At 72.2% G+C, this 17,541-nt stretch carries 14 protein-coding genes and 1 pseudogene; 6 read left to right on the top strand and 9 right to left on the bottom strand.

The window, feature by feature from the left end:
* Positions 1 to 25 precede the first annotated feature (25 nt).
* The 4 genes from VEL82_03460 (at position 26) to VEL82_03445 (ending at position 4,376) form a co-directional block, all read left to right on the top strand.
* Complete coding sequence (locus tag VEL82_03460; GenBank protein HXW66920.1) at positions 26 to 1,708, top strand: FAD-binding protein; 1,683 nt, start codon at positions 26 to 28, stop codon at positions 1,706 to 1,708.
* Positions 1,708 to 2,682: a succinate dehydrogenase/fumarate reductase iron-sulfur subunit gene (locus tag VEL82_03455; GenBank protein HXW66919.1), complete on the top strand. Its 975-nt coding sequence runs from the start codon at positions 1,708 to 1,710 to the stop codon at positions 2,680 to 2,682. Before VEL82_03460 ends, VEL82_03455 begins: the two co-directional genes overlap by 1 nt.
* Entirely contained in the window at positions 2,679 to 3,563 is an 885-nt protein-coding gene (locus VEL82_03450; GenBank protein ID HXW66918.1) for a CoB--CoM heterodisulfide reductase iron-sulfur subunit B family protein, read from the top strand. Before VEL82_03455 ends, VEL82_03450 begins: the two co-directional genes overlap by 4 nt.
* A gap of 87 nt (positions 3,564 to 3,650) precedes the next feature.
* A complete protein-coding gene (locus tag VEL82_03445) occupies positions 3,651 to 4,376 on the top strand; it encodes a TMEM175 family protein (GenBank protein HXW66917.1) in 726 nt (241 codons plus the stop codon).
* Here the strand turns inward: VEL82_03445 and VEL82_03440 are convergent.
* The 4 genes from VEL82_03440 to purE form a co-directional block, all read right to left on the bottom strand.
* Positions 4,373 to 4,636 (bottom strand): hypothetical protein, encoded by a 264-nt coding sequence (locus VEL82_03440; GenBank protein HXW66916.1) that lies wholly within the window; start codon positions 4,634 to 4,636, stop codon positions 4,373 to 4,375. The genes VEL82_03445 and VEL82_03440 overlap by 4 nt on opposite strands.
* Before the next feature lie 1,107 nt (positions 4,637 to 5,743).
* Entirely contained in the window at positions 5,744 to 5,962 is a 219-nt protein-coding gene (locus VEL82_03435) for a CopG family transcriptional regulator (GenBank protein ID HXW66915.1), read from the bottom strand.
* 45 nt (positions 5,963 to 6,007) lie between these two features.
* On the bottom strand, positions 6,008 to 6,955 hold the full coding sequence (gene guaA, locus VEL82_03430) for a glutamine-hydrolyzing GMP synthase (GenBank protein HXW66914.1): 948 nt from the start codon (positions 6,953 to 6,955) through the stop codon (positions 6,008 to 6,010).
* Positions 6,952 to 7,413 (bottom strand): 5-(carboxyamino)imidazole ribonucleotide mutase, encoded by a 462-nt coding sequence (gene purE, locus VEL82_03425; protein HXW66913.1) that lies wholly within the window; start codon positions 7,411 to 7,413, stop codon positions 6,952 to 6,954. Before purE ends, guaA begins: the two co-directional genes overlap by 4 nt.
* Positions 7,414 to 7,464: 51 nt before the next feature.
* Here purE and VEL82_03420 point away from each other — a divergent pair, with 51 nt between their 5' ends.
* Positions 7,465 to 8,118 (top strand): hypothetical protein, encoded by a 654-nt coding sequence (locus tag VEL82_03420; GenBank protein ID HXW66912.1) that lies wholly within the window; start codon positions 7,465 to 7,467, stop codon positions 8,116 to 8,118.
* 7 nt (positions 8,119 to 8,125) lie between these two features.
* On the opposite strand, the gene gvpD is transcribed toward VEL82_03420, so the two are convergent.
* On the bottom strand, positions 8,126 to 9,682 hold the full coding sequence (gvpD, locus tag VEL82_03415) for a gas vesicle protein GvpD P-loop domain-containing protein (protein HXW66911.1): 1,557 nt from the start codon (positions 9,680 to 9,682) through the stop codon (positions 8,126 to 8,128).
* Between the two features lie 126 nt (positions 9,683 to 9,808).
* Complete coding sequence (gene alaS, locus VEL82_03410; GenBank protein HXW66910.1) at positions 9,809 to 12,370, bottom strand: alanine--tRNA ligase; 2,562 nt, start codon at positions 12,368 to 12,370, stop codon at positions 9,809 to 9,811.
* Between the two features lie 83 nt (positions 12,371 to 12,453).
* On the opposite strand from alaS, the pseudogene VEL82_03405 reads away from it, so the two are divergent.
* Positions 12,454 to 13,440, top strand: a pseudogene (locus tag VEL82_03405) (MFS transporter).
* An 85-nt stretch (positions 13,441 to 13,525) separates the two neighbouring features.
* Here the strand turns inward: VEL82_03405 and nth are convergent.
* Genes nth through VEL82_03390 form a run of 3 tightly spaced genes read right to left on the bottom strand, consistent with a single transcriptional unit; the run spans position 13,526 to position 17,536 of the window.
* A complete protein-coding gene (nth, locus tag VEL82_03400) occupies positions 13,526 to 14,362 on the bottom strand; it encodes an endonuclease III (protein HXW66909.1) in 837 nt (278 codons plus the stop codon).
* Entirely contained in the window at positions 14,359 to 15,792 is a 1,434-nt protein-coding gene (locus VEL82_03395; GenBank protein HXW66908.1) for a folylpolyglutamate synthase/dihydrofolate synthase family protein, read from the bottom strand. The genes nth and VEL82_03395 overlap by 4 nt, the downstream gene beginning before the upstream one ends.
* A gap of 25 nt (positions 15,793 to 15,817) precedes the next feature.
* Positions 15,818 to 17,536: a methylmalonyl-CoA mutase family protein gene (locus VEL82_03390; protein ID HXW66907.1), complete on the bottom strand. Its 1,719-nt coding sequence runs from the start codon at positions 17,534 to 17,536 to the stop codon at positions 15,818 to 15,820.
* Positions 17,537 to 17,541 lie beyond the last annotated feature (5 nt).

The raw sequence follows: 17,541 nt of genomic DNA, 5'->3' as shown, positions 1-17,541 counted from the left end.
AAACCCGCGAGGCTCGCTCCCTCCGATGCAACGCCACGAGGTCGTCGTCGTCGGCGCCGGCCTCGCGGGACAGCGCGCGGCGCTCGCGGCGATCGAGGCCGGGCGCGAGGTGGCGATCGTCTCGAAGCTCCACCCCCTGCGCTCCCACTCAGGGGCCGCCCAGGGCGGGATCAACGCCGCGGTCGGTCCGGAGGACTCGGTCGAGACCCACATCTACGACACGGTGAAGGGTTCCGACTACCTCGGCGACCAGGACGCGATCGAGTTCTTCTGCCGCGAGGCCGGGCCGACCGTCGTCGAGATGGAGCACTTCGGCACGATCTTCAGCCGGTCGCCCGACGGCTCGCTCGCCCGGCGCGCGTTCGGGGGCGCCGGGTTCCCTCGGACGATCTACGCGGCGGACCGCACGGGTCTGGCGCTCCTGCAGGGGCTCTGGGAGCGGCTCGGCACCGAGGAGTTCACGCTGTACGAGGAGTGGGACCTCACCCGGCTCGTGCTGCACGACGGCCGCGTCCAGGGGATCGTCGCCTTCGACCGCAAGCGCGGCGACTTCGAGGGGATCGCGGCGAAGAGCGTCGTCCTCGCGACGGGCCCGTTCGGCCGCGTCTACAGCCGGACGACCAACGCGCACAGCTGTACCGGCGACGGCGTGGCCGCCGCCTACGAGGCCGGTGCGCTCCTCAAGGACATGGAGTTCGTCCAGTTCCACCCGACCGCCCTCCTCGAGTCCGGGATCCTCATCACGGAGGGCGCCCGTGGCGAGGGCGGGATACTGAAGAACGCCCTTGGCGAGCGGTTCATGAGCCGGTACGCCCCGCACGTCCTCGAGCTCGCGTCGCGCGACGTGGTGTCCCGCGCGATCGTGACCGAGGTTGCGGAGGGCCGGGGCTTCCCGGGACCGTACGGCAGCTACGTGCACCTGGAGCTGATGCATCTCGGCCGGGAGAAGATCGAGAGCCGGCTGCAGGAGATCGTCGACTACTCCCGCCACTTCGCCGGCATCGACCCGGTGACGCAGCCGATCCCGGTCTACCCCGGCCAGCACTACATGATGGGCGGGATCAGCACCGACATCCGCGGGGCGACGAGCCTCCCCGGCCTCTTTGCCGCGGGCGAGGCGGCCTGCGTCTCGATCCACGGCGCGAACCGACTGGGAGGCAACTCGCTGCTCGAGACGCTCGTCTTCGGAAAGCAAGCCGGCATCGCGGCCGCCGAGCACGCGCTCGCGGCGCCGCGGCCGGAGATGCTGCCCGCCGACGTCGACGGAGCCGCGAGCCCGCTGCGGGCCTGGTCGGCGCGCCGGGACGGCGAGGACCCCTCGACCCTGCGCACGGAACTCCAGCAGACGATGGAGCGGTACGTCGGGATCTACCGCAACGAAGCGGACCTACTGGAGGGGCTCCAGCGGGTGCGCGCGCTGCGCGCGCGCTTTGCGAACGTCCGCGTGGTCGACCCGTCGACCGTCTACAACCTCAACCTCACCGACGCGCTCGAGGTCGGCCACCTGCTCGAGCTCGCCGAGGTGATCGTCGTCGGCGCCTACGCGCGCACCGAGAGCCGCGGGGCGCATGCGCGCACGGACTACCCGAAGCGGGACGACGCGCACTGGATGCGGCACACCATGGCCCGCCGGACGCCGGAGGGCCCGAACCTCTCCTATACACCGGTGACGTACACGCGGTGGGAGCCGACGGAGCGGGTCTACTGATGGCGGAGGAGCTCGTCCACGCCGCGTTCGACGTCTATCGGTTCGACCCGACCCACGACCCCGGACCCCGGTTCCAGCGCTACGAGCTCGACCTCGCGCCGCACACGCCGGTCCTCACGGCCCTGCTCAAGATCCGCGCGGAGATCGACCCGACGCTCACGCTGCGCTATTCCTGCCGCAGCGCGATCTGCGGTTCCTGCGCGATGCGGGTGAACTCCAAGAGCCGCCTCGCCTGCGAGACCCAGATCGGCCCCGAGGTGGCCCGGCACGGACGGGTCGTCATCGAGCCGATGCGCAACCAACCCGTCCTGCGCGACCTGGTCGTCGACCAGGAGATCTTCTGGCGCCACTACGAGCAGATCGAGCCGCACCTGATCCTCGACCCGCGCCATCCGATGCCCGAGGGGGTCGCGAACCCGATGACGGAGGCCGAGGTCGAGCGGTTCCAGGAGACGCCCCGTTGCATCGCGTGCGCGGCCTGCTTCTCGGCGTGCCCCGCGGTCACCGACGACCCCGCCTTTCCCGGGCCGATGGCGCTCGCCAAGCTGTACCGGTTCGTCGTCGACCCGCGCGACCATGCCCGGCAGGACCGCCTGCTGCGCATCCAGCCGGGCGGTCTGTGGACGTGCCTGCGCTGCCACCTGTGCACCGAGGCATGCCCGAAGGACGTGCGGCCCTCCGAGCGGATCCGCGACCTGAAGGAGATGGCGATCCGGGCGCAGGGCGCGACCGAGCCCGGCTCGCGTCACGCCCTCGGCTTCCTGGAGAACATCCGCGAGCGCGGCCTCCTCAACGAGGCGAAGCTCGTCCGACAGACATCGGGCCTCGCGGGGATGGTGGGCCAGCTGGGCCAGGGCGTCCGGATCTACCGCAAGAAGCCCGAGGTCCTGCGCGCCCCCCACCGCATCGAGGGCCAGGACGAAGTCGAGAAGATCTACGAGGCGCTCGACCGCCCGCCGGAGGCTCCGCCGTGAGGCTCGCCTACTATCCGGGCTGCGTGGCGCAGGAGTCGGGCAAGGAGCTCGACCTCGCGACGCGCTGGGTCTGCCGCTCGCTCGGCCTCGAGCTTGTCGAGTTCCCGAGCTTCTCCTGCTGCGGCTCGGGCTTCGTCGACGAGGCGAACGAGGTGCTCAATGTCGCGCTGAACGCGCGCAACCTCGCCATCGCCGAGCGCGCCGGCCTCGACCTGCTCACGATCTGCTCGACCTGCCAGGGGATGCTCAGCCTCGCCAACGTCCGCCTCGCGGACCCGACGATCCGCGCGCGGGTCGACGGGGCCCTCGCGCCGCTCGGCATCCAGTACCGCGGCACCACGAAGGTCAAGCACCTGTTGCGTGTCCTGGTCGAGGACGTCGGGCTCGACGCGGTCCGCGCGAAGGTGCGACGTCCGCTCGCCGGGCTAAAGGTCGGGGCGTTCTACGGCTGCCACCTGTTGCGGCCGTCCGACGAGCTGGGGACCGAGAGCGGTGAGGAGCCCCATTCGTTCGAGGCGCTCCTCGCCGCGCTCGGGGCGACCCCCGTCTACTACCGCGGGCGCGTCATGTGCTGCGGCTTCCCGATCCAGTTCGTCAAGCCGGAAGTAGCGAGCCACATCGCCGGCCGCCAGATCGACGACGCGAAGGCGCACGGGGCCGACGCGATGGCGACGCCGTGCCCGCTGTGCCACATCTCGCTCGACGCCTACCAGAACCAGGCGGCGAAGGCGGTCGGGCACGCGCTCGACCTGCCGGTGTTCCACCTGCCGCAGGTCGTCGGGCTCGCCTTCGGAGCCTCGCCCGAGGAGCTTGGCCTGCCGCGGCACCTCGTCCCCACGGAGACGGCGCTTGCCAAGATCGGCGCGACGGCCCGCGCGTAGCGCCCACGCCCGGGCCCGCGGCGGTCCGCGGGTCGGCCCGGCCGCGGATGCGCCCGCCGGCGCGGGCGGGGAGCCCTAGGCGCGAGCATGGGATCGGCGCCGCTCGACTCCGGGCCCGCGACGCCCGCGGGCCCGACGGGGGCGGCCGGCGACGCGACGCCCGCGCCGGCGAGCGAGCCGATCCTGACCCGTCGCTACCGCCGGTCGGCGGTCGCGCAGATCAGCGGCGAGGACCTCGGCCGGATCGTCTCGCTCAGCGACGGGGTGTTCGCCTTCGCGATGACGCTCCTCGTGCTGTCGCTCGCGGTGCCGTCGCTCCACCCGCCCACTGAGGGGGGGCTCGTCCACGCGCTGCAGACCGACTGGCCGACGTTCGTCGGCTACGCGTTCGCCTTCGTGATGATCGCGATCTGGTGGATCGTCCACAACCGGACGTACCAGTACATCGCGCGCTTCGATTCCGGCCTGGTCTGGCTGAACATGATCCTGCTGATGCAGATCGCGGTGATGCCGTTCGTGCTCAGCGTCTACACGACCTACTCCGACCTCAAGGTCGCGGTCGATCTCTTCTCGCTGCTGCAGATCACGCTCGGGCTCACGACGACGGGGATCTGGCTGTACGCTCGGCACCACCACCTCGCCAAGCCCGACACGCCGGCGGCCGCGTCGCGCTACTTCGTTCGGCGCGGCCTGTTCTCTGCTGCGGTCTTCGCCGGCTCGATCGGGCTGTCGTTCGTCAGCACCGAGGCCGCCCAGCTCAGCTGGGTGGCGATCTTCTTCGTCCAGCGGTTCCTGACCGTGGAGGGCGACTAGCCGCGGGGCGGCGGGCCGGCCGGGTCGAGCCAGCGCGCCCCGTCGCCGCGCGTGACGTAGACGTGCAGGCGGTCGCACGTCCGGCGGAAGTAGCCGGGGGCGTCCCCCGCGAAGGCGGACGCGAGCCGCTCGGCGATCTCCTCGTCGGTGAGGGTCGGATCGACCTCGGGCGTGAACTGGCAGCGGAAGACGAGGAAGCGTCGTCCCTCGAGGTCGAGGCGCGCGGTCTCGGGGGCCCCGCAGAACGGGCAGGCGATCACGGCAGGCGGAGCGGCCGCGGCGGCTAAGCGTTGTCGGGCGGCACGCGACTCGGCGCCCAAAGATGCGGCGCAGACCCGCGCGATACCGCGCGCAACCTGCCCAGGTGCGCATGGCCGCTTTCCGTCCCGCTCGAAGCGCTCGCCTTACCGACCGCCTTATCGTGCGAGAGAGCCTCGTCGCCGCAATGGCGAATCTCGGCTCCCTTCGAGATCCCGATACGCGGATTACGCTCCGGCTCAACCCGGCGATTCTTCCAAACGGCCGCCCCTTTCCATTTTCTCGCTACGATCTTCGGACGATTTATCCCGCTGACAATCCTCTGACCCAAGAGGCTTTCGAAGCGGTGCTGAATTCTGCACAACAGGCGGGGCTGGGGATCGAGAAATCGCCCGACTCGGGGAGACCTTAGATAATCGCCTATCGAATCCGGGGGCGCGCGTCCGGATAGCTGCATCGCAAAGACAGGACAGGGCACTGCGTCGAGTGTCAGCTCATAGAGCACACGTGGTGGTCCTCGACAGAGATACAGGCGCTTGGCTTGGGGGCAGGTCTCGCTCGCAGTCGATTACACCCCATGATGGCACCCCATCGACCTCACCTAACGGCCCTCAGAGCGCGCTTTCCTAGAACCGGTGCTGGGGGGAGGTCGGCACGACTGCTGTCAGGCCTCTCAGCACCCCGATTCCGCCTCGCCCTCCATCCGGTGAGGCGCCCGCCGCGGTCGCGTTGAAGTTCAGGATTCAGCTGATTCGCAAAATCATCCTCCGTGACGATACCGGCGTCGGCAAATGTCGGTTCGCGGCCCCGGACGGGCAACGCCAGGTTGGAGAGGAGGCTTGCCGCCGGACGACCGCCTCGGCCGTAGGGAAGCCCGCTGGGGGTCCGCCGGCCCCGTGGGTGCGGCGAGCTTCCCGAACGCGCTTTCCCCGAAGACGTCCGTGGTGAGGCTCCCCGTCGCGGCCCCACCCCCCCCGCCGCCGGACCGCCTCGACTGCTCACATGTCCCGAACGGATCGGCGAGTTCCTCGGCCGGCACCGTGTATCCGATCACCGGCATGCGGGAGTGCAGGGACGATCTCACGCACGACAAGCCGGGGTGCGGGCTCTTAGTCGATGTAGCCGAGCGAGCGCAGCCGCTCCTTGAGCGCGCGCTCGTCCGCCTCGCTGAATGCGGCGTCCCCGGGCTGCTCGAGGAGACGGGCGAGCACGAACGCGACGAACGCATCGACCGTCTCGAAGCCGGAGCCGCGGATCCGCTCCTCGATCGCCCGCGCGGTCTCCTCGGGGATCCGCAGGGAGCGGGGCGGCACCGGCGGAGCGCTCATCGGCCGCTCGCGGAGGGTCGAGGATAGATAGGCTCTTCGCGCGCGCTATTCCCACTCGATCGTCGCCGGCGGTTTGTCGGTGACGTCGTAGAGGACCCGGACGACCTCGCCGGAGAGCTCCCGTGTGATCCGCTCGGCGATCGCCCGGGTCAGCGCGCGCGGCAGCTCGAGCGCGGTCGCGGTCATCGCGTCGACCGACTCGACGGCCCGCACGCTCACCGCCTCCCCGTAGACCCGGTTGTCGCCGGTGACGCCGACGGTGCGCACGGGCAGGAGGACCGCGAAGTACTGCCACGGGTGCGGGATCGCGCCCGCGGTGGCCGCGCGCTCGATCTCCTCCTCGACGATCGCGTTGGCGATCCGGGCCCGTCGCACGCGTTCGGGCGTGACGGGGCCGTTGACGCGCACGGCGAGCCCGGTGCCCGGGAACGGCTGGCGATCGGGCGCCGGGATTCCGAGCGTCCGGGCGACGGCCCGCACCTCGTCCTTGTAGAGGTCGCGCAGCGGCTCGACCAGGACGAGGCGGCTGTCCTTCGGCACCCCGCCGACGTTATGGTGGGTCTTGATCGTGTCGCGCAGCGCGCCGCCGCTCTCGATCCAGTCGGGGGCGATCGTCCCCTGGACGAGTCGGTCGGTGCCGAATCGCCCGGCCTCCGCTTCGAACCGCCGCACGAACGCGGTGCCGATCCGCCGCCGTTTCTCCTCGGGGTCGGTGACGCCCTCGAGCGCCCGGAAGAACGCCTCCGACGCCTCCGCGACCTCGAGCGGCAGGCCGGCGGTCGCGAACGACCGGCGCACCCGCTCGAGCTCGCCCGCGCGCAGCAGGCCCGTGTCGACGAAGATCGGGCGCGCCCGATCGCCGATCGCTCGCACCGTGAGGTGGGCGGCGACGGTCGAGTCGATGCCGCCGGACGCCGCCACGATCGCGCGCCCGGGGATCTCGGCGCGCAGGCGCCCGAGGGCCTCGTCGACGAACGCGGCCGGGTCCCTCACGTCGGTTCCCTCGCCGGCGCGGCGGGCTCTTCCCGCCACTGCGCGCGGTAGCGCTCGAGCGCGGCGGCGAGCTCGGGGAACTTGAGCGCGAGGATCTCGGTCGCGAGGAGCGCGGCGTTCTCGGCGGCGTCGAGGCCGACCGCGGCGACGGGGATCCCGGGCGGCATCTGGACGACGGAGAGCAGGCTGTCGAGCCCGAGCCCCCGGTGGAGCGGGACCCCGACCACCGGCTTGAGCGTGCGGGCCGCGACGACGCCCGGCAGCGCGGCCGAGAGTCCGGCCATCGCGACGAAGACGTCGGTCTCGGGGTCGCGGACGAGCCGGTCGACCTTGTCCGGGGTGCGGTGCGCGCTCGCGACGTGGACCTCGCAGGCGACGCCGAACCCGGTGAGCCGGGCGCGCACTTTCTCCGCGATCTCGAGGTCCGATTTGCTGCCGACCAGCACCGTGACCTTCACGGCGCGAGCGAGCGACGGCGAGACAAATAGTTTGGCCGCTTGCCCGCGCCCGTGGCGATCCGGCTCCACCGCGGCGGGCGGTTCCGGCGGTGGCTCGGCGCCCGGTTCGGGGGCGACTTCGCCCTCGGCGACCGGATCTGGCGGCGGATCCTGCACGGGCTGGGGGCCGCGGCCCTGATCTACTACGCGCTCCCGACCGACTTCTTCGTCGTCGCCCCGAAGCTCTACGTGCTGCTCGCCGCGCTCGCGGCGGTGCTCGTCCTGGAGCTGCTGCGCCATGCGATCGGCCTCGAGCTGCCCACGATCCGCGACTACGAACGCGAGCGCCTCGGCAGCTTCGCCGTCTTCGGGGTGGCGATCGTCGTCGCGATCCTGCTGTTCCCGATGCCGATCGCCTGCGCGGTCGTGCTCGGTACCGCGATCGTCGACCCCCTGGCCGGCGAGCTACGGCGGACGCCGCGCGTGCCCGGGATCGATCTCGCCGTTCCGTTCGGGGTCTACGCGCTGCTCGCCTTTGCGGGCCTCACGCTGCTGGGGCGCTGGCCGCCCCTCGCCTCGGGGGGGCTCGCGCTGGTCGCGGCGGCGATCGCCGTCGCCGTCGAGCGGCCGAAGGTCTGGTGGTTCGACGACGACATCGTGATGACGCTGGTGCCGGCCCTGGCGCTCTTCCTGCTCGGCGTCGTCCTGCTGGGACTGCCGGGCTAGCGCGGCCCTAGACGACCGGGGTCAGCGTCGCGTGCGGTGCGCCCTTCTCCGGATCCGCGCTGATCGCGTAGATCGTCGTCCGGGGCCGGATCCCGTAGATGCATGGGGCGTTGTCGATGTTCATGATCCGGAAGTAGGTGTCCATCATGTTCAGGATCTCGCTCGACACGAGGAGCCCGGGCTTCAGCAGCCCGATGCCGAGGTTGCCCACGTGCTTGGTGCGCGAGACGCCCTGGAAGTACATCCGGATGGCGATCTGATCGCCCATCAGGCTCTCGAACGTGTCGAACGCGGTGTACTCCATGAACGGCTTTCGGTCCGGGCCCGCGACGGCCTTCTCCGCGGTGACCATCGCGCGGGTCGCCTCCTCGCGGCCGAAGCGCGCCATCGGCAGGATGTACGGGTCCTCGGTCTCGTTGGCCGTGTAGTCCGGGATCCGCACGCGCGTGTCGAACTGGTTCGCCGGGATGTGGCGCACGAGGGTCTCGCGCAGGCGCTCCGGGGACTCGCCGGCGCTCAGTACCGCCATCAGGCCCCGGCCCTGGCTCAGGAAGTTGAGGAACGTCGGCGTGAACAGCATGTAGCAGTCGTCGATGCCGACGTTGACGTCGACCTCGAAGGCGTTGAAGCTGCCGCGGCGGAAGCCGCCCCCGAGCAGCTGGTCGAAGTCCGGGATCCCCGTCGAGTAGTAGCGCTCCGGGTCCGAGATCGGCTTCCAGGGGCCCGATGCGTTGGCCCCCGGGGACGCGGCGTGGTTGGCGGCCCCGATCCCGAGCGCCTCGAAGCGGCCCTCGTTGAGCGTGACCGCGTAGCGCGCGCGCCCGATGTTGGTCGCTCGCAGCTTCTCGAGCCGCATGTGGCGGACCCGGCGCTCGTCCAGCTCCTCGCGCTGGATCGAGATCAGCCCGTCGACGAGGTACTCGATGCCCCCGGCCTCGGGCTTCTCCAGGATCATCACGACGTCCGTGCTGGACCCCTCCACGAGGTCCTTCTGGAGCGCCATGACGAACTCTTCCATCTCGAGACCGTACTTGTGGGTCACACCCTCGAGCGAGTCGATGACGAGCAGCGCCTTCTCCGGCAGCGCCTTCTCGATGCGGTTGTAGACGTTCTCGACCTCGGGCATCGGGCTGCGCTTGAGCAGCGCCTGCAGGTGCGCGCGGTCGACCCGGGTCGGGGCGCCGCGTTCCTGGCCGAAGCTGGAGAGGACCTCGCGACCCGCGCGGACCTTGCGCTGCTCGGGCTCGGGGAGCTCGGGCTCCCGCGACTTGCCGGCCGACTGGATCGCGTCGAGGAACAGCTTGGCGGCATCGAGGACGCGCGTGCGCATCTCGGTCGCCTTCAGCCAGGGGAACTGGCGGTAGAGCGCCTCGTCGCCGACGCGCGTCGAGAGGTAGAACGAGCGGTTGGGCTGGCCGACGCGCTCGAGCAGCTCGAGGCCGAAGGTCGTCTTGCCGGAGCCGGCGCCGCCCTTGACGATCAGCGACCGGCCGCCCTTGCCGCTGAGGAAGGCCACCACCTCGGGCGGCACCCCGCCGACCGTGCTCCCCTCGTTCGCGGACATGCTAGCCCCGCGGGTACGGGCGGCACGGTGGGTCCCGAGCCCGACGAACCATTCCGTTTCCCGAAGTCGTCAAGGTCGCGGAGGGAAGGTAAAGGTTTCCCTGTTTCGGCGGCCCGGATACCGGCGTTACGCCGCCATCGCGCGGGCGGCCTCGACCGCCCGCCGGACCGCCTCCGCGAGCGGCGCGCCGGGCTCGCCGACGGCGGTCGCCGCGCTCGGGTTCCCGCCTCCCTTCGCGCCGAAGGCCGGAGCCGCGGCGCGGACGAGCGCGTCCGCGGCGACGCGCGCCGAGGTCGATCCCACGAAGAGGATCCCGCGGCCCTCCCGCTCGCCCGCGAGCACCGCGACCCGCTCGCCGTCGCGGGTGAGCAGGCGCGAGAGTTCCATCAGCTCGGCGCGCTCGAGCGTCCCCAGGTAGCTCGTCAGGGTCGTCCCGCCGACGGTCTGCGTGGCCGCCGGGTCGCCCGCCAGCCGACCGGCGAGGCTACCCAGGTCCTCGCGTCGGCGCTCGCGCGCGGTGCGGCGAGACTCCTCGACCTCCCCCAGGAGACGGTCGATGCCGTCCGGCAGCTGCGGCACCCCGACGCCGAGGCGCCGGGCCGCCTCCTTCAGGATCTCCTCGTGCTCCTCCCGGATGTCGAGCGCCCGTTCGCCGCTCGCGAACGTCAGCCGGACGATCCCGTCCTGGATCCGCTCGACGTCGAGCAGCCCGATCGCGCCGACCTCGCTCGTGTGGGTGCAGTGGGTTCCGCCGCACGCCTCCACGTCGAACCCCTCGACCTCGACGATGCGCAGCTCGCGACCGGGGACCGCGCCGCCCTGGTAGAGCGTGAAGCCGAAGCGTCGCTCGGCCTCGTTGCGCGACTCGAAGTAGCTCTTGACGGGCCGGTCCTCGCGAACGATCTCGTTCACCCGGCGCTCGACCTTGTGCAGCTCCTCCCGCGAGAGCGGCCGGTAGTGCGTGACGTCGATGCGGGCGAGCTCGGGGCCCTTGTAGGCGCCGGCCTGCCAGACGTGCGGCCCGAGCGTTTCGCGCAGCGCGCCGTTGAGCAGGTGCGTTGCCGTGTGGTGCTGCATCAGCTGGACGCGCCGGGCCCGATCGATGCGGCCGTGGACGCGCTCGCCCGCGCTCACGTGCGCCGGCGCGTCGAGACGATGGAGGATCCAGGGGCCCTTGCGCTCGACGTCGACGACCTCCCGGTCCCCCAGGTGGCCGCGGTCGGTGACCTGGCCCCCGCCGGTCGGGTAGAAGAAAGTGCGGTCGAGGACCACGAACTCACCCTGCGCCCACAATACGTGAGCGTCGAAGGCGAGCGTGTACGGGTCGAGGTAGTAGAGGACCTCGGTCGGCGGGATCGCGGCGGGGACGTCCGGCAGGCCTTCGGCCCGCTCCACGTAGTCGCTCGCCGGCGCGTCGCGCTCGTGCCGGGCCGCGACCCGCGCGTAGAAATCCTCGGGGATCGGCGGGGGGTGCTCCAGCTCGGCCGTGGCGAGATCCGGCGTGATCCCGAGCGAATCGTACCACGCGAGCAGATCGTCCTCGGAGATGCGGCCGCCCGCGGCGCGGCCGCGCTCCTCCTGGCGACGAATGACCGCCCGGGCGCGCTCGACGGCCTCCCCGAACCGCTCGACCTCCGCCTCGATGACCCGGTGGAGGTCGTCGCGGTGCTCGCCGACCTCCGGAGCGTCGTGGGCGATCTGCCGACCGACCGCGTCCAGGACCGAGACGAGGCTCGGGGCCTCCGGGACCTTGCCCAGGATCCGCAGCGCGCGGCGGACCAGGAGGCGGGCGAAGTAGCCGGCCTTGCTGTTCGACGGCACGACGCCGTCCGTGACGAGGTAGTTGAGCGCCCGGGCGTGATCGATCAGGATCGCGGCCTCCCGGGCCGGGAACGTCGCGCGGAGCTCGTCGTACGGCTCGCCGAACACCGCCTCGTAGGCGGTCTTCGTCCCGCGGCTCATCCAGGCGAACCGCTCGAGGCCGTAGCCGGTGTCGACGACCGTCAGCGGCATCGGCTTCAGTCGGTCGCCGTCCCGCTCGTACTCCATGAACACGAGCGTCGCGAGCTCGAGCCCGAGGAGGCCGACGCTGAGCGACGGGCCGAGGTTCCCGCCTCCCTCCCATTCCTCCTCCTTGTAGGTGATCGCCCGCGGGTCCGCGCCGAGCTCGGTCGTCAGGAGCTCCTGGCAGAGCTCGGTCGTCCGGTCCTTAAAGTAGACCTCGTGGTCGGGGCGGTTGAACGCGTGGTGGGCCATCATCTCGAAAAGCGTGAAGTGCCGGCCGCTGCGACCGACCTCGTCCAGGTCGACGAAGCGAAGGACGGGTTGGCTGATCGCGAGCGGATTCGCCGGCGGCGGGATCGCCCCGCTCGTCACCCACGGCTGGAAGTCGTAGATCGACGCCTGCGTGAAGAAGACGTCGTTCCGCCAGCGCGCGACCGTCGGGTAGCGCCGGATCCGGGTGTGGCCCCGCCGCTCGAAGAACGAGAGGAACGTCTCCCGCACGTCGCGCGGGGAGAGGGCACGGGCGAAGCCCGGCCGCCCGACGAACCCGTAGTCGCGGCACGGCGCCTCCTGGCAACGGTCGGCGTCCCCGAGGGTCCAGAACGGGGCGCCGCAGACCGCGCAGGTCCGGCGGTGGAAGCCCGCGCGGTGGAAGAACTCGAGGTCGTACTCCGCCGCGTCCATGGCGCCGCGCCGACGCCGCCTGACCCTTAAATCGTTTGGAGAATCGCCGGGGTGGCGCGCGCCCCACGGGGGGCGCGCGGTGGATGGCGCGGAGGCGGATGGCGGGCGCGGTGGCCGGGGCGGCGCTCTCCTCCCGTGCGGTGAACCGGGCGACCGTCGTCCTGATCCTGCTGCGCGTCGGATATGCCTACAACTGGTTCGACACCGGGCCCGCGCTGCCGTCGATCGGCGCGACGTTCGCGGTCGGGCCCGCCCAGCTCGGCCTCCTCGTCGCGAGCTTCCTCGTTGGGGCGGGCCTGCTGCAGGTGCCGGCCGGCCTGCTCTCGCTGCGCTACGGCGCGCGCACCGTGTCGCTCGCGGGGGTCGCCCTGCTCGCGGCCGCGAGCGCGGCGAGCGCGGCCGCGCCGACGTTCGCGACCCTCGTCGCGCTCCGCCTGCTCGCCGGTGCCGGGGCCGCCCTGTTCTTCTCGCCGGCGATCGGGCTGGTCGCGAGCCTGTATCCGGCCGGCCGGCGGGGGCTGCCGGTCGGGACCTTTACCACGGCTTTCAGCGCGGGCGCCGCGCTCGGGATCGTGGCGAGCGCCGGGCTGATCCCGCTCCTGGGCTGGCGCCTCGCGCTCCTCGCCGGGGGCGCTCTGCTCGGCGCCCTCGCGCTCGCGGCGCCCGTCCTGATCCCGACGGCCGCCGGGTCGCCGCCCGCCACCCGGCCGCCGTGGCGCCCCCTCCCGCGCGCGTTCGGGCTGCCGGCGGTCTGGGTGATCGGCATCGCGTTCATCGGGGTCGAGGGGGCGTCGTTCGCCACCGGTCAGTTCATCGTCCCGTACGGAACGAGCGTCGACGGCTGGTCGATCCTGCTCGCGGGCGCGATCGGGATGGCGTTCGTCTTCCCGAGCACCTTCGGCGGCCCGGTCGGCGGCTGGTTCGCCGAGCGCCACCGCAACCACCGCACGCAGTTCGCGGTCGCGGTCGTCGGCGGCGGCGCGGTCCTCGCGCTCCTGCCCTGGGCCGGGGTCGCGGCCGCGATCGCGATCGGGGTGCTGTTCTCGTTCGCCTACGGCTTCGTCTACGCCGTGATGTACGTGCTGCCGCACTTCTGGCGCGAGCTACCGCCGGGCGAGGTGCCGCTGGCGATCGGCCTGTTCAACTCGATCCAGCTCACCGGCGGCGCGATCGTCGCGTCGGCGTTCGGTGCCGTCGTTGCGGTGAGCTCCTACGACGTCGCGTGGTGGTTCCTCGGGGCCCTGACGGTCGCGACGCTTGGGGCGCTCGTCGCGCTCGCGCCGACCCCGCCCGCGGCCGGTCCGCGGGACGAGGCGGCGGGCGTCCCTGCGCGAGCGCCCGGCCCGTAGCGCAGACCTCGGCGATCGGGCAGACCGGGCACCTCGGTCCGATCGGGCGGCACAGGTTCTGCCCGTGCTGCACCAGGAGCGGGTTGAGCGGGATCCAGTACCGGGGCGGGACGACCTCGCGCAGCCGCGCCTCGGTCTCCTCGGGGGTCCGTGTGGCCACCACTCCGAGGCGGTTCGCGATCCGGTGGACGTGGGTGTCGACCGGGATCGCGGGGATGCCGTAGCCGAAGACCAGCACGCAGTTCGCGGTCTTCGGCCCCACGCCCGGCAGCGACACGAGCTCCTCGAACGTCCGCGGGACGACGCCGCCGAAGCGACTTCGGATCTGCTCGGCCGTCGCGCGGATCGCCCGCGCCTTGGTCCGGTAGAACCCGGTGACCCGGATCAGCGGCTCGATCTCCTGGGGCCGCGCCGCGGCGAGGGAGCCCGCGTCCGGGAACGCCGCGAACAGGCGCGCGCTCGCCACGTCGGTGTTCTCGTCGCGGGTGCGCTGGGAGAGGATCGTGCCGATCAGCACCTGGAACGGGTCCTCGGCGTGATCGCGCAGGTACGGCGTGCGCCAGTCGCCGGTGTGGTAGAGCGCGGAGAGTCGGTCGAGGACGAGCTCCCAGTCGACGGCCGGCGGCCCCGCCCCACCGGTCACGGGCCCCCCCGGCCCGCGAGGACGCCGTCGGCCGTCGGTCGCCCGCTCGCCTCCGCGCCCGGATCCGACAGATCCGGCTCGTCCGGCGCCCCGTGGCGGTCCCGCAGCCGCTCGCCGATCAGATAATCGCTGCCGACGACGAGGGTGACGCCGTCGGCGCCGGTCGCCGCGCGCGCCAGGCGCTCCCCCTCCTCCGCCGAGCGCGCGACCACGACCCGGGGAAAGCGGCCGGAGGCGGCCGCCTTCAGCTCGGCGGGGGGAAGCGACCGCTCCGAGCGGACCGGCACGACGACGAGCGTGTGAGCGAGCGGCGCGAGCGCGTCGAGGATCGACGCGACGTCCTTGCCGCGCAGGCAGCCGAAGACGATGGCGTTCCCCGCCGGTTCGGCGAGCGGGAACATCTCGCCGAGGCTCTGGGCGACCGCGCGCGCGCTCTCGGGCGTGTGCGCGACGTCGTAGAACAGCTCGGGCCGGCGCGCGATGCGATCGAGGCGCCCGGGCCAGACGAGGCCGGCGAACGCCGCGCGGACCCGATCCTCGTCGGGGACGACCTCCCGGACCTCGGCGAACCGCGCGAACGCCGCGAGCGCGAGCGCCGCGTTGCCCGGCTGGAAGCGGCCGTGGAGCCCGAGCCGGATCCGCCCGACCGTGCGGCCCGGCCGGTGGACCGAGAAGGTCTGGCCCTCCTCGTCGAGGGTCCGATCGCTGACGGTGAGCTCGCTGCCGAGGTGCCAGAGGGGGACGCCGAGCCGGGCCGCGGCCGCGTCGACCGTCGCCGCCGCGTCCGGCGGCAGCGCTCCGACCACCCCCCGCATGCCCGGGCGCAGGATGCCGGCCTTCTCCTGGGCGATCGCGGCCCGCGTCGGACCGAGGATCTCCGTGTGCTCGAGCTCGATCGTCGTCACGACGCCGACGCGGCTATCCAGGACGTTCGTCGCGTCGAGGCGGCCGCCGATCCCGACCTCGACGACCGCGGCGCCGACCCCTTCGCGCGCGAACCAGTCGAGCGCGAGCGCGGTGGTGACCTCGAAGAACGTCGGCGCGCGGTCGATCGCGCCGCTCGCGCAGAGCTCGTCGGCGATCGCCTCGATCCGCTCGATCCCGCGGACGATCGCCGCCGGCGGGATCCGCCGCCCGTCGATCCGTATCCGCTCGCGGTAGCTCTCGAGGTGAGGGGACGTGAAGAGCCCGGTCACCACGCCGTGGGCGCTCAGGAGCGCCTGGGCCATCGCGGCGACCGATCCCTTGCCCTTGCTCCCCGTCACGTGGATCGCCGGGTAGGCGCGCTCCGGGTGACCGAGCGGCTCCAGGAGCGCGTGGATCACCTCGAGGCCGGGGCGCAGGCCGAAGCGCCGGCGGCGGTAGAGACGGTCGAGCACGGCGCGGTAGGCCGCCGCACCGGGCGCGGCGTGCGTCGTTCGGGGGGGCATCGAGATCTCACCCGGTAGGCTCGGGCTAGTACATCGACCGCTCGCGGTAGCTCCCGAATACGCCCTGGAAGGCCCGGACGATCTCGCCCAGGGTCGCGTCGGCCCGCAGCGCGTCGAGGACCGCGGGCATGCTGTTGCGGTCCTCCGTCTCGGCGACGCGCTGGAGCCGATCGAGAGCGGCCGCCAGGCGTCGCGGGTCCCGGCCCGCGCGCAGCGCCCGCAAGTGCGCGCTCTGCCGCCGACGAGCGACCTCGGAGATCTTGAGGCGTGGGACGCGGACCGGCGCGCTCGACGCGTAGGCGTTGACGCCGACGATCTTCTCGGTGCCGGACTCGACCGCGCGCTGGTAGCGGAACGACGCCTCCTGGATCTCCCGCTGGAAGAAGCCGCGCTCGATGCCGGCGACGACCCCACCGAGCTCGTCGATGCGCTCGAAGTAGCGCTCCGCCTCCGCCTCCATCGTGTCGGTCAGCCACTCGAGGTAGTAGCTGCCGCCGAACGGGTCGACCGACTCGGCGACGCCGGACTCCGACGCGAGGATTTGCTGCGTCCGCAGCGCGATGCGGACGGCGTCCTCGCTCGGCAGCTGGAGCGCCTCGTCGTAGGAGTTCGTGTGCAGCGACTGCGTGCCGCCGAGGACGCCGGCGAGCGCCTGGACGGTGGTCCGGACGATGTTCAGCTCGGGCTGCTGCGCCGTGCAGGAGCAGCCCGCCGTCTGGGTGTGGAAGCGCATCCAGAGCGAGCGTTCCTTCTTCGCGCCGAACTCCCCGCGCATGATCCGCGCCCACAGGCGGCGCGCGGCGCGGAACTTGGCGATCTCCTCGAAGAAGTCGTTGTGGGCGTTGAAGAAGAACGACAGGCGCGGCGCGAACGCGTCGACGTCGAGCCCCCGACGGATCGCCTCCGCGACGTAGGTGCGCCCGTCGGCGAGCGTGAAGGCGAGCTCCTGGACCGCGGTCGAGCCGGCCTCGCGGATATGGTAACCCGAGATCGAGACCGGGTTCCAGCGCGGCATCGATCGGGTCGCGAACTCGATCGTGTCCGTGACGAGGCGTAGCGCGGGCCGCGGCGGGTAGAGGAACTCCTTCTGGGCGATGTACTCCTTCAGGATGTCGTTCTGGGTCGTGCCGCCGAGCCGCCGACGCCCCACGCCCGTGGCCTCCGCGGCGAGGACGTACATCCCCCAGACGATGTTCGCGGGGCCGTTGATCGTCATGCTCGTCGTCACCCGGTCGAGCGGGATGCCGTCGAGGAGGCGGCGCATGTCGGCGAGCGACCCGACGTTCACGCCGCACTTCCCCACCTCCCCCAGCGCCTCGGGATCGTCGGCGTCGAGCCCGTAGAGCGTCGGATCGTCGAACGCGATCGAGAGGCCGGACTCGCCGTGGTCGAGCAGGTAGCGGAACCGCCGGTTGGTGTCCTCGGGCGATCCGAAGCCGGAGAACATGCGCATCGACCAGCGCCGACCCCGGTACATCGTCGGATGGACCCCGCGCGTGAACGGCGGCTGCCCCGGGTAGCCGATCGCGTCGAACGACGATCGCGGCGAGCGCGGCGTATACAGGCGGGCGACCGGGATCCCGCCGAGGGTGGTGAACGCCTCCTTGCGCTCGGGCGAGCGCGCGAGGGCCGGGGCGAGGGTCTCGGCCTCCCAGCGCTTCGTCCGCTCGGACAGGGCTTCCTCCGCCCCCGGAGGCGATCCCGGAGGGCCGATCGGTGGCGAGGTCGAGCGGCCGGCCGACATCGGCC

It is taken from the genome of Thermoplasmata archaeon (assembly GCA_035622275.1).
In the GTDB taxonomy this organism is placed as follows: domain Archaea; phylum Thermoplasmatota; class Thermoplasmata; order Lutacidiplasmatales; family UBA184; genus Lutacidiplasma.
The sequence above is the reverse complement of the archived record's forward strand: the minus strand, read 5'-3'. Positions and strand labels throughout refer to the sequence as shown.

Excerpts from the sequence above, each read along its gene's own strand:
- VEL82_03460 (HXW66920.1), top strand. The coding sequence starts at position 26 with ATGCAACGCCACGAGGTCGTCGTCGTCGGCGCCGGCCTCGCGGGACAG.
- VEL82_03455 (HXW66919.1), top strand. The coding sequence starts at position 1,708 with ATGGCGGAGGAGCTCGTCCACGCCGCGTTCGACGTCTATCGGTTCGAC.
- gvpD (HXW66911.1), bottom strand. The coding sequence starts at position 9,682 with ATGTCCGCGAACGAGGGGAGCACGGTCGGCGGGGTGCCGCCCGAGGTG.
- VEL82_03445 (HXW66917.1), top strand. The coding sequence starts at position 3,651 with ATGGGATCGGCGCCGCTCGACTCCGGGCCCGCGACGCCCGCGGGCCCG.
- VEL82_03395 (HXW66908.1), bottom strand. The coding sequence starts at position 15,792 with ATGCCCCCCCGAACGACGCACGCCGCGCCCGGTGCGGCGGCCTACCGC.
- VEL82_03435 (HXW66915.1), bottom strand. The coding sequence starts at position 5,962 with ATGAGCGCTCCGCCGGTGCCGCCCCGCTCCCTGCGGATCCCCGAGGAG.
- VEL82_03390 (HXW66907.1), bottom strand. The coding sequence starts at position 17,536 with ATGTCGGCCGGCCGCTCGACCTCGCCACCGATCGGCCCTCCGGGATCG.
- alaS (HXW66910.1), bottom strand. The coding sequence starts at position 12,370 with ATGGACGCGGCGGAGTACGACCTCGAGTTCTTCCACCGCGCGGGCTTC.